Source organism: Citrobacter sp. Awk 4, assembly GCF_028069725.1.
Lineage (GTDB): Bacteria > Pseudomonadota > Gammaproteobacteria > Enterobacterales > Enterobacteriaceae > Citrobacter_D.
Genome location: NZ_JANEWG010000003.1, coordinates 143,356 through 154,820, shown reverse-complemented (window position 1 = coordinate 154,820; position 11,465 = coordinate 143,356). Strand labels below are relative to the sequence as shown.

The 11,465-nt window shown below is 57.0% G+C and carries 9 protein-coding genes; all 9 read left to right on the top strand.

Features of this window, described 5'->3' with window-relative positions; all coding sequences use genetic code 11:
* Window positions 1-296 precede the first annotated feature (296 nt).
* The 9 genes from NNO04_RS02195 to tssC all read left to right on the top strand — a co-directional run bounded on the left by NNO04_RS02195 (window position 297) and on the right by tssC (window position 11,433).
* The gene (locus NNO04_RS02195; RefSeq protein WP_271443277.1) at window positions 297-791 is read left to right on the top strand and encodes an SH3 domain-containing protein; all 495 of its coding nucleotides are present in this window, start codon (window positions 297-299) and stop codon (window positions 789-791) included.
* Between the two features lie 23 nt (window positions 792-814).
* Window positions 815-1,318 (top strand): type VI secretion system lipoprotein TssJ, encoded by a 504-nt coding sequence (gene tssJ, locus NNO04_RS02190; RefSeq protein ID WP_271443276.1) that lies wholly within the window; start codon window positions 815-817, stop codon window positions 1,316-1,318.
* A gap of 28 nt (window positions 1,319-1,346) precedes the next feature.
* On the top strand, window positions 1,347-2,690 hold the full coding sequence (gene tssK, locus NNO04_RS02185; RefSeq protein ID WP_271443275.1) for a type VI secretion system baseplate subunit TssK: 1,344 nt from the start codon (window positions 1,347-1,349) through the stop codon (window positions 2,688-2,690).
* 17 nt (window positions 2,691-2,707) lie between these two features.
* Window positions 2,708-3,946: a DotU family type VI secretion system protein gene (locus tag NNO04_RS02180; RefSeq protein WP_271443274.1), complete on the top strand. Its 1,239-nt coding sequence runs from the start codon at window positions 2,708-2,710 to the stop codon at window positions 3,944-3,946.
* A 2-nt stretch (window positions 3,947-3,948) separates the two neighbouring features.
* Complete coding sequence (tssM, locus tag NNO04_RS02175) at window positions 3,949-7,569, top strand: type VI secretion system membrane subunit TssM (protein WP_271443273.1); 3,621 nt, start codon at window positions 3,949-3,951, stop codon at window positions 7,567-7,569.
* 16 nt (window positions 7,570-7,585) lie between these two features.
* Window positions 7,586-8,302 (top strand): type VI secretion system-associated protein TagF, encoded by a 717-nt coding sequence (gene tagF, locus NNO04_RS02170; protein WP_271443272.1) that lies wholly within the window; start codon window positions 7,586-7,588, stop codon window positions 8,300-8,302.
* An 11-nt stretch (window positions 8,303-8,313) separates the two neighbouring features.
* Window positions 8,314-9,330, top strand: coding sequence for a type VI secretion system protein TssA (tssA, locus tag NNO04_RS02165; protein WP_271443271.1), 1,017 nt, complete (start codon window positions 8,314-8,316; stop codon window positions 9,328-9,330).
* Window positions 9,331-9,405: 75 nt separating this feature from the next.
* A complete protein-coding gene (tssB, locus tag NNO04_RS02160) occupies window positions 9,406-9,930 on the top strand; it encodes a type VI secretion system contractile sheath small subunit (protein ID WP_203360208.1) in 525 nt (174 codons plus the stop codon).
* A 3-nt stretch (window positions 9,931-9,933) separates the two neighbouring features.
* Window positions 9,934-11,433, top strand: coding sequence for a type VI secretion system contractile sheath large subunit (gene tssC, locus NNO04_RS02155; RefSeq protein ID WP_271443270.1), 1,500 nt, complete (start codon window positions 9,934-9,936; stop codon window positions 11,431-11,433).
* The last annotated feature ends 32 nt before the right edge of the window (window positions 11,434-11,465 follow it).

Genomic DNA, 11,465 nt, shown 5'->3' with positions numbered 1-11,465 from the left:
GAGTAAGACCTTTTAAAAACCTTTTCCAGGATTAATCCTATAATGGTCTGAAACCCTCTAAATATGGTGGGTAATGACTGGATAATATTGAATTGATGAAAAGCTTATGTACACTTGTTTCCTGTTTGTTAAAAAATACAGAATAAAATAGGGTCTTACTCCGTAAGGCTTTTGCGGTAGCTATACCCAAAGGGTAGTAACCCTTATAAAGAGTCTGGAATATTCTTGACGATAGTATTCAAATCAAACTCACCTCTCATATTGACCATTATCTAAATATCGCTACGGAAAAGCATATGAAAATGCGCGTACTGTTTTCACTTCTGTTTGTAATGGCAGTGGCGGGCTGTAAAGCGCCGCAGAAACCTGTGATTACCGACGATACCATCGTGACAAGCCAGGTGAATGGCGTCACGTTAACCCACCGACACGTCGTCGTTCCGCCTGCGGAATTTACGCCTGTGAACGAACCTTACCGCGCAATGTATCCGGCTTCGCTGATGAGCCGTCCTGACTACAGCGGAAAAGTCATCCGTACCCTTGAGACCGGTAAAACCTACACGGTTTTGGGACAGGTGGAGTCCTTCTGGATGGCGCTCGCTGACGAGGGCAACGAACAACTGATCGGTTATGTGCCAATGCGGGCCGTGATTAAGGCCGACCAGTATGACGCGACGGTACGTAAGCAGGCCATGCGACCCAAAGCGCGTAAGAAAACGACCTGCGTAGACGTGGACGGTAACAGTAAAGCCTGTAAAGACAACGCCAACGGGACCTGGATCCTGAACTAAGCGGGCTTCACGAGCGTATTTTTATGAATAATAAAAACTTTCACAGGATGTGGCTGGCGTTTTACGTGGTGCTATTCACCCTGGTGAGCGGTTGTTCATCGTCTTCACACAGCGATCCCTCCCGCTACAATCTGCAATTTCAGGCCCATCCGCAAATCAATAATTCGGCACCGCTCAAAGTGAGAGTACTGCTGCTGAAATCTGATGCGGAATTCATGTCCAGCGACTTTTATTCCCTACAGAACAACGCGTCGGCCACGCTTGGCGCGAATCTGCTTAACAGCGATGTGTTCTTTCTGATGCCCGGCCAGCTTTCGAAAACCCTGACCGGACAAAGCTCGCCTGAAGCGCGCTACATCGGTGTGATGGCGGAATACCAGATGCTGGATGGAAAAAAGTGGCGCGTCTCTCTCCCGTTGCCTGTCCCTGGCGAAAATCATCTTTACCAGTTCTGGAAAAGCTCTGCAGACGAACTGCAGGCCAGCGTCTTTCTTGACGTAAACGGGATCCGGGTTATCAGCCAGTAACGCGCTTCATTACAGGAATCACATCATCATGACGAAAGCAGAAAAGGTCGTCTGGACCGAAGGGATGTTTCTGCGTCCACACCATTTTCAGCGGACAGAAAGTTACCTGCTCAACCACGTGCGTGAATGGGGAGCGCTGCAACGCTCGTATCTGTGGGGATTTCTCGATGTTGAACTGGACGAGGCGATGCTCCGTCAGGGATGCATTGCCCTGAGCTACGCGAGCGGGTTGCTTCCCGATGGCACCTTTTTCCACGTGCGTAATGGTCGCAACGCGCCGCCGCCGCTGAAAATCCCTGATAACCTCACCAATGAAAAGGTGGTGCTGGCGTTGCCGGTTCGTCGGGGTGAGCGCGACGAAGTCATCTTTAGTGAAGAGCATGCTTCGCTGGCGCGCTTCATGGCCTATGAGCAAGACGTTGAAGACGATAACGCGATGGCGGTAGGCGACGCCACGGTACAGTTTGGTCGTCTGCGTCTGAAACTGATGCTGGAAAAAGATCTGACGGCGGAATGGACCGCCATCGGCGTGGCATTCGTCACTGAGAAGCGTAACGACAATCACGTGCGGCTGGATAACACCTATATCCCGCCGATGCTGAATGCCAACAACAGCCCGCAGCTTTACAGCATGATTAACGATCTCCACGGTTTACTGGTTCAGCGCAGCATGCAGGTAGGCGGTCGGTTGCGTCAGCCTGGGCGTTTTAACACGTCTGAACTGATTGAATTTACGCTGCTTTCACTGGTGAATCGCCATTTTGGCGAAGTGTCGCATTTCAAAACGCTCCCGCTGCTTCACCCGGAAACGCTCTGGCGCAGCTGGCTGCCATTTGCCACCGAACTCGCCACCTGGACGGCACAGCGCGCCGCAGAAAATATACTGCCCGTCTACGATCATGACGACCTGGCGGACTGCTTTAGCAAACTGATGTTGATGCTCCGTCAGGGTCTGTCGCTGGTGATGGAAGACCATGCGATTCAGTTGCCGCTCAACGAACGCTCCCACGGCCTGAATATTGCCACCGTACCGGAAACGAGCATGGTGCGTGAGTTCGGTTTCGTGCTGGCTGTGAAAGCCAACGTACCGGGCGAGCAGTTGCAAACCCATTTCCCTGCGCAAATGAAAGTGGCGCCCGTCTCTAAAATCCGCGATCTGGTACAGCTTCAACTGCCGGGCATCATGCTGCGCGCGATGCCCGTCGCGCCGCCGCAGATCCCCTGGCATGCCGGTTACAGCTATTTCGAGCTGGAGAAGGGGGGCGAACTGTGGAACGAGATGGAGAAGTCCGGCGCGTTCGCCCTGCATCTTGCGGGGGAGTTCCCGGGACTCGATATGGCGTTTTGGGCCATCCGTAGCCCGACAGAATAATTAAGCGAGCGCAAACTATGCAGGAACGACAGGAACCCGGCAGTGATGCCGTGTTTACCACCGCGAGTGGAAATAACCCGCTGGTGGCAGCCGCCAATCCGCTGCTCAATGCGATTGCGCAAATCCGTCATTCGGTCTCCCACGATGATCAACTGGCATTACGCCAGCGCTTAATCGACGAAATTCGCCGCTTCGAAGTGCGCTGCCAGCAGGCTGGATTGCCGTATGAAGTGATCGTCGGCGCACGCTACTGCCTGTGCACGGCGCTGGACGAAGCCGCCGCGCTCACCCCCTGGGGCAGCAGCGGCGTCTGGTCCAGCAGCGGACTGCTGGTGACTTTTCATAACGAAACCTGGGGCGGGGAGAAGTTCTTCCAGCTGTTGGCGCGTCTGTCGCAGAACCCGCGTGAACATCTCCTGTTGCTGGAGATGATCAACTACTGTCTGCTGCTCGGTTTTGAAGGGCGCTATCGGGTGCTGGATAACGGCCGTACCCAGCTTGAAACCATCAAGCAGCGGCTGTGGCAGATGATTCGTGGCGTGCGCGGTAGCTATCCGCCTGCGCTCTCTCCGCATCCGGAAGATAGCCCGGTGCTGCGCAAACTCTGGCGGCCGATGGTGCCGCTGTGGGCCTGCGTGGCGCTGGGCGGTTTTATCGCCTGCCTGTTCTATATCGTTCTTAATTGGCGCCTCGGTGACAGCACTAATCCGGTGCTGGCGAAGATCTACCAGTCTCAACTGCCGGAAACCACGATTCAACATCCGGCGCAACAGCGGCCTGCTGTGCTGAACCTGCGTGGTTTCCTGAAACCTGAAATTGATGCCGGGCTGGTGGTGGTGAAGGATGAAGCGGATCGCAGCGTGGTGATCCTGAAAGGTGACGGTCTGTTCGCTTCTGCCTCTACGGTCGTGCGTGAGCGCTATGAACCGGTCATCGACCGCATCGCCCAGGCGATGAATAACGTCAGCGGCAAAATTCTGGTGGTGGGGTACAGCGACAACCTGCCGATTCGCAGCGCGCGCTTTGCCTCCAACTATGAGCTTTCGCTGGAGCGCGCACGCTCAGTACAAAAACAACTGCAGGGAAGACTCTCGCAACCTGAACGTGTGAAAGCACAAGGGCGAGGCGAGATCAATCCCGTCGCGCCAAACAATACGCCAGAAAACCGCGCCCGTAACCGCCGTGTGGAAATTACTCTGCTGGTGTCGCCTGAAAATACCCAGGCTGAGCTGAACGGATTGCCGCAAGGAAACTAAGGATGCTGACAACTCTTCTTTCCATTCTCACCAACCGCGTGCTGTGGAGCCTGCTCGGCGTGACGGCGCTCGCTGCGGTGATCTGGATGATTGGCCCGCTGCTCTCCATCGTGGATACCCGGCCGCTCGAATCGGAACAGAACCGCATCATCAGCATCGCGGTGGTCTACCTGATCTGGGCCCAGAGCCACATCCTGCCGCGTTTGTATAACGCCTGGCTAAACCGCAAGTTGATGGACAAGCTCAATGAGAATACCACCAGCCCGGAAGCGGCAGATCCCCAGAAACGGCTGAACAGCGAGGAGCAGATCCTTGCAGGACGTTTCGACGAAGCGGCGCAGATGCTGAAAAAAGCGCACTTCAGCAAAGCGGGTAACCGCGCGCAGTGGGCGCAGCGCTTCAGTACGCAATATCTCTATCAGTTGCCGTGGTATGTGATCATTGGCGCGCCGGGTTCCGGTAAAACAACGGCGCTGGCCAATTCTGGGCTGCAATTCCCGCTGGCGGACCGCTTCGGTAAAACCGCGCTGCGGGGCATCGGCGGCACCCGAAACTGCGACTGGTGGTTTACTAACGAAGCGGTGCTGCTGGACACCGCCGGGCGCTACACCACACAAGAGAGTGAGCAGGTACAGGACGCCAGCGAATGGCTGGAGTTCATCGCGCTGCTGCGTAAATACCGCCGCCGTCAGCCGATTAACGGCGTCATTATCACCATCAGTATTTCCGACTTGCTGACCCAGTCCGCCGAGGCGTCCCGCCAGCAGGCGGTGAATCTGCGCCAGCGTCTTTCCGAACTGCATGAGCAACTGGGCATTCGCTTCCCGGTTTACGTGATGGTGACCAAGGCCGACCTGCTCAAAGGCTTCCGCGCCTGGTTTGCGGATTACGACAAAGCGCAGCGCGATCAAATTTGGGGTTTTACGCTCCCCTGGGAGCAGACCAAACACGCTGATTTTGATCTGATGGGCAACTTCACCCGGGAGTTTTCGCTTTTGCAGCAGCGTCTGGATGCGGGTCTGCCAGAAACGATGCTGAAGGAGCACGATGCGAAAACCCGTGCCGACGCGTATCTCTTTCCGCAAGAGTTCGCCGCGCTGCGACCATTACTGGCGGACTACCTGAGTACAGTCTTCGCCCGTTCTAACTTTGAAACTGAGTTCTCACCGCGCGGGATCTATTTTGCCAGCGGGACTCAGGAGGGAATGCCGTTCGACCGCGTGATGGGGGAACTGAACCGCGCGCTCTCGTTGCCGGAAGGTGAGGAAAGCGATAGCTGGGATTCCGTCAGCAAGGCGTCGCCAATTCCGGGCGCGAAAGGCCAGAGTTTCTTTATCAAAAACCTGCTGCAAAACGTCATTTTCCAGGAAGCGGGTATCGCCGGGGAAAACCGCTGGTGGGAAATGCGCAATCGCGCCGTTACCTGGTCTGGCTATGCGGCGATCCTCGCTCTGTTGGTTATCCTTAGCGGGCTGTGGCTCATCAGTTTTAACCGAAATAAAGCGTATCTGGACGAGGTGGATGCAAAAGTGCCTCGTCTGGAGCAGCAGAGCAAAGCGTTGCAACAGCAGCCACAGCGCGATCTGTTTGCCCTCCTGCCGTTGCTCAACGATCTGGTGGAACTGCCAAAAAGCGACGCGTTTGACGTCAATGATCCTCCGGTGACTCGCCGTATGGGGCTTTATCGTGGGGATGACGTCAGCGACGCCTCTCAGTCTCTGTATCAGAAAGCGCTGGATCAGATGCTGCTGCCTGCCGTGGCGATGCACATCACCACCTGGCTGCGTAACGATAACGGCAGTGATGTGGAATATAGCTACGAGGCGCTGAAAGCGTACCAGATGCTCTATCAGCCGAAGCATTACGACGGCAAGTTTCTGCACTCGTGGGTGATGCTGAATTTACAACGCAATCTGCCGCAAAACGTCACCCAGGCGCAGCTTCAGCAGCTCGAATGGCATCTGACGCAACTGCTGGAGCCGCAAATTCAGTCTTCGCCGTATGCGCAGGACGAGGCGCTGGTGGCGCGCGAGCGGGCGCTGATCAACCAGCAGCCGCTCTCCACCCGTGTCTATGGTCGCCTGAAACGTCTGCTTGAGCATGATGAAAATCTGCAGCCGGTTTCGCTGGCTGCACTGGGCGGCCCGCAAAGCGAACTGGTTTTTTCACGTAAAAGCGGCAAACCGGTGAGTGAAGGCGTGCCGAGCCTCTACACCCCGAACGGCTACTGGAAAAGCTTTAACGGTCAGATAGACAACGTGACCACCGCTTTACACGAAGATGATGCCTGGGTGCTGGGCGCGACGTCATCGCAGGAAGACAAACCGCAAATCGATAACGCCGTACGCCAGCTCTACATGCGTGACTTTATTGCGAACTGGGATCGCTTCCTTGCCGATATTCAGCTCAACAACAGCGCCGATCTTTCTCAACGCATCAATACGGCGCGCCTGCTCTCAAGCGCTAACTCGCCGCTGCGCCGTCTGGTTCAGAACCTAAGCCAGGTGCTGGATCTGTCGCACGCTGCGCCAGCGCCTGAGGATGCCGGGAAAGCCCAGGAGCAGGGCAACCGGGCAACCCGCACCCTGGAAGCGCTGTTTAGCAACAATGACGCAGCGCCGATACAGGGCGCGGTTATGACGCAAACCCCTGAACAGCGGGTCACCGAGCATTATGCGCCGATGATTGAGCTGGCGCAGCCGCTGGAGAAGGGCGGAAAAACGCTCGTCTTTGATGATTTCCTCAAGCAGGTGGATGAGCTTTATCGCTATCTGACAGCGGTCCAGGACGCCGCCAACAGCGGCATGCCGGCACCGGGCGGCGAAGCAATCAGCCGCCTGCAGGCCAGCGCAGGTCGTCTGCCCGGCGGGCTGCAAACCATGTTCAGCAATATGGCCGTGGGCGCCAGCAGTGACACCCAGCGCCGTGACCTGGAGAATGTCCGCAAGCGGATTAACGTGGAAGTCGGCGGTTTCTGTCGCCAGGCGATTGCCGGTCGTTACCCACTGGTGCGCAGCGCCAGCACAGAGGTCACGCCTGACGATCTCGCCCGTATGTTCGCGCCAGGCACCGGGCTGATGGACACCTTTTTCCGCGACAATCTGACTAACAAGGTAGATACCACCCAGGCGAACTGGCGCTTTATGCCGGGTATCGATGGCAAAACCCTGCCGGGGAGTGAAGGGCTGCTGCGCCCGTTCCAGCAGGCGCAATCGATCCGGGATGCGTTTTTCGCCAACGGCGCGACCACCCCTTCTTTCAAAGTGACGGTGCGCACTGTGCAGATGGACAACCGCATTCTGAACCTGACGCTGGACGTGGACGGGCAGCAATTGCGCTACAGCCACGGACCCCAGGCGGTGCAGATTATGAACTGGCCGGGGCCGGGCGGTACAAATCAGGTGCGTATGCAGTTAGGGCTGGCGAATGGCAGCACGGCCACACTGGTGACCAACGGTGCCTGGGCGCTGAACCGCTTTTTCGATAAAGCGCGCACCAGCCCCGGCTCGGGCAGCCTGAGCCGTCAGGCGACCTTCAGCGTGGACGGTCATCAGGTCACGCTGGAGTTTGCGCCAAACAGTATTCGCAATCCGTTCCAGCTTCCCCGTTTCTCATGCCCATAACCGCAAGGACAGCCGTATGACGAATCCCCCTGCGATGAACCTCTACAGCTGGTATGGCAAATTACCCAGCGCAGGCGACTTTTTGCAGCGTCGTTTTCCGGACGCGTTACAACGCCAGTGGTCTCACTGGTTTCAGGTCGGTCTGCTGGCCTGGCAACAAGAAGAGCAGCGCAGCGGCGAACGTCAGTTCGGCAAAGCCCCGGTGTGGAATTTTGTCGTGCCGCCGATGCTGGGTAGCCAGATGATCCAGATGGGCTGCTTGCTGCCCGCACGAGACAGCGTTGGCCGGCAGTATCCGGTCTGCGTTCAGCTTAGCTTTACGCCTGCCGAGTGGTCGCCGCGCATGTTGGGTCAGGCCGAAAGCTGGTATCAGCAGCTTGGCCGGGTGGTATTACACGCGGTGCGCAACGGTTACTCCGCCGCGCAACTGGATGAGGCGTTGATGATGATTCCGCCGCCGCAACCCGTTGAGGCGCAGATGCGCTCCGACATCCTGGACGTGATTGGGTATGCCGAAGATGACCCGATAACCCTGGGGTGGCCTCAGGCGGCAGAGTGCTTCGACCCGCAGCGCCAGACCAGCTTCTGGTGGACCAACCGCTGCGATGGCTACCCGCTTTATACCCATCTTCACAGCGGAAACTTTACCGGACAGCTTTTTACGCTGCTGTTTGATCCGGCTGGCGGCGCCCGGCCAGGTCGCCACGGTCTCTATCCGCCGATGTTTGAATAAGCAGGGACTCCATGAATATTGATGACATTCTCGCGCCAATAAGCCCCGAAAACCCCTGCGGCGAAAACCTCGAGTACGACGCCGACTTTCAGGCCATGGGGCAAGCCAGCCAGGGCAAAGCTGAACAGCAGTTCGGCGACACCATTATTCCTGCGGAACCAGCTGACTGGAATACGGTAGAAAAGCTCGCCACCCGTCTGTTGGGGCGTACCAAAGATCTGCGCGTCATGCTGGCGTTAACCCACGCCTGGACACGACGCCGGGGATTAGCAGGGTACGCGGACGGACTGTTACTGGTACAGCAGGCGCTTTCCCGCTACTGGGAACCGCTGTATCCGCGGCTGGAAGAGTATGGCGAAACCGATCCGTTCTACCGGATTAACGCCCTCGCGGGGCTGGGCGATAAATCCGATCTCACTTTCGCACTGCGTAATGCCTCGCTGTTGCGCTCAAACGGCGACGAGATTTCGCTGCGCGATGCCCAGGCGCTGCTCGATGGCAGCAAAACCGAATGCCCGGATTATCCCGGTGGTCGTCCAAGGCTAATTGACGAACTGGCCCGTGGCGGCCAGCCCGGCACCGAAGCAGTGATCCTGATTAACGAACGGCTGCTGGCCATTCGCGATCAGTTGGTCGGGCACCTCGGGGAGAGCGGTGTACCGGAAATGGAGCAACTGCTGAAGACCGTTGCGCTGGTCGCCAGCGCCTGTCAGATAACCGATATCAGCACACTGTTGCCGGGCGCTGAGGCGTCGGTTGAACAAAGCGCAACGCCGCCGACCGCCGCAGTCGCGCCCGTCCAGCAGGTCACGGACTGGCACAGCGTGCAGGTCACCAGCCGCGCCGACGCGCAACTGATGCTGGAGAAAGCGAAGCAGTATTTTGCGCAATATGAACCGACTCACCCCGCACCGTTGATGATTGAACGGGTACAGCGGCTGTCTGAACTCAACTTTATGGACATTATTCGGGATCTTGCGCCGGACGGCGTAAATCAGCTGGAAAACATCTTTGGACGCCGCGAATGATGCGTCCAGGCATTATGACGACAGGCATGGCGTCTGTCGTTTCACCTTCACCGCGCATCTTTGACGGAGAACATCATGGCAATGAGTAACAGTGGGCAGAAATTCATCGCACGTAACCGTGCCCCCCGCGTGCAGATCGAGTACGACGTAGAGATCTACGGTGCAGAACGTAAAATTCAGCTGCCGTTTGTGATGGGCGTCATGGCCGATCTGGTGGGCAAACCGGTTGAAAACCTGCCGGCGGTCGACGAGCGCAAATTCCTTGAAATCGACATCGATAACTTCGACGAACGTATGAAAGCGCTGAAGCCGCGCGTGGCGTTCCACGTGGATAACACGCTGACCGGCGAAGGTAAGCTCAACGTCGATTTGACCTTCGACAGCATGGATGACTTCCTGCCGGACGCGGTGGCTCGCAAAGTTGAACCGTTGAACAAGCTGCTGGAGGCGCGTACTCAGCTCTCCAACCTGCTGACCTATATGGACGGCAAAAACGGTGCGGAAGAGCTGATTGCTAAAATTCTCCAGGATCCGACGCTGCTCAAATCCCTGAGCCAGTTGCCGAAAAATGACGATAGCGCGAAAGGTAGCGAGGAATAATCGATGAGCAACCAGACTCAACAACAAGAGCTGCAGGCCGATCAGGCGTTCAGCCAGGACGAATTCAGCGCGCTGCTGAACAAAGAGTTTCGTCCTAAGACCGATCAGGCGCGTTCGGCAGTAGAGAGCGCGGTCAAAACCCTGGCGCAACAGGCGCTGGAAAATACCGTCACCTTCTCAAACGACACCTACCGCACCATCCAAAATCTGATTGCCGGTATTGATGAGCAACTCTCGCAGCAGGTGAATCAAATTATTCACCATGACGAGTTTCAAAAGCTGGAAAGCGCGTGGCGCGGCCTGAGCTACCTGGTCAACAACACGGAAACCGACGAGATGCTGAAGATCCGCTTTATGAGCATCTCCAAACAGGAACTGGGCCGTACCCTGAAGCGCTACAAGGGCGTGGGCTGGGACCAGAGCCCAATCTTCAAGAAAATCTACGAACAAGAGTACGGGCAGTTTGGCGGCGAACCGTTTGGCTGCATCGTCGGCGACTACTATTTCGACCACAGCCCGCAAGATGTTGAGCTGCTGGGGGAAATGGCGCGTATCGGTGCTGCGGCGCACTGTCCGTTCATTACCGGTACTGCACCTGGCGTAATGCAGATGGAGTCCTGGCAGGAGTTGGCCAACCCGCGTGATCTGACCAAAATCTTCCAGAACACTGAATATGCCGCCTGGCGTTCGCTGCGTGAATCGGAAGATGCCCGCTATCTGGGACTGGTGATGCCGCGTTTTCTGTCCCGTCTGCCGTATGGCATTCGGACGAACCCGGTCGACAGCTTTGATTTTGAAGAGCAAACCGACGGCGCTAACCACAACAATTACTCCTGGGCGAACGCCGCCTACGCAATGGCCGCCAACATCAACCGCTCCTTCAAAGAGTACGGCTGGTGCACCTCAATTCGCGGCGTGGAGTCTGGCGGGGCAGTCGAAAATCTGCCGTGCCACACCTTCCCAAGCGATGATGGCGGCGTGGACATGAAATGTCCGACCGAAATAGCCATCAGCGATCGTCGTGAAGCAGAGCTGGCGAAAAACGGTTTTATGCCGCTTATTCATCGCAAAAACTCTGATTTTGCAGCGTTTATCGGCGCGCAGTCGCTGCAAAAACCGGCGGAGTACCACGATCCGGATGCCACCGCTAACGCCCGTCTGGCGTCACGTCTGCCCTACCTGTTCGCCTGCTGCCGTTTTGCGCACTACCTGAAGTGCATCGTGCGCGACAAAATCGGCTCCTTCCGCGAGCGCGAAGAGATGGAACGCTGGCTGAATGACTGGGTGATGAACTACGTGGACGGCGATCCGGCCAACTCCTCCCAGGAAACCAAGTCGCGTAAACCGCTGGCGGCGGCGGAAGTGCAGGTGCAGGAAATCGAAGACAATCCGGGCTACTACGCCGCGAAATTCTTCCTGCGCCCGCATTATCAGCTGGAAGGCCTGACCGTTTCGCTGCGTCTGGTTTCTAAACTGCCGTCGCTGAAGACGCAGGACGCGTAATGAAGATAACCGGCTCTGCGGGGCCGGTTATC

Excerpts from the sequence above, each read along its gene's own strand:
- NNO04_RS02195 (WP_271443277.1), top strand. The coding sequence starts at position 297 with ATGAAAATGCGCGTACTGTTTTCACTTCTGTTTGTAATGGCAGTGGCG.
- tssJ (WP_271443276.1), top strand. The coding sequence starts at position 815 with ATGAATAATAAAAACTTTCACAGGATGTGGCTGGCGTTTTACGTGGTG.
- tssK (WP_271443275.1), top strand. The coding sequence starts at position 1,347 with ATGACGAAAGCAGAAAAGGTCGTCTGGACCGAAGGGATGTTTCTGCGT.
- NNO04_RS02180 (WP_271443274.1), top strand. The coding sequence starts at position 2,708 with ATGCAGGAACGACAGGAACCCGGCAGTGATGCCGTGTTTACCACCGCG.
- tssM (WP_271443273.1), top strand. The coding sequence starts at position 3,949 with ATGCTGACAACTCTTCTTTCCATTCTCACCAACCGCGTGCTGTGGAGC.
- tagF (WP_271443272.1), top strand. The coding sequence starts at position 7,586 with ATGACGAATCCCCCTGCGATGAACCTCTACAGCTGGTATGGCAAATTA.
- tssA (WP_271443271.1), top strand. The coding sequence starts at position 8,314 with ATGAATATTGATGACATTCTCGCGCCAATAAGCCCCGAAAACCCCTGC.
- tssB (WP_203360208.1), top strand. The coding sequence starts at position 9,406 with ATGGCAATGAGTAACAGTGGGCAGAAATTCATCGCACGTAACCGTGCC.
- tssC (WP_271443270.1), top strand. The coding sequence starts at position 9,934 with ATGAGCAACCAGACTCAACAACAAGAGCTGCAGGCCGATCAGGCGTTC.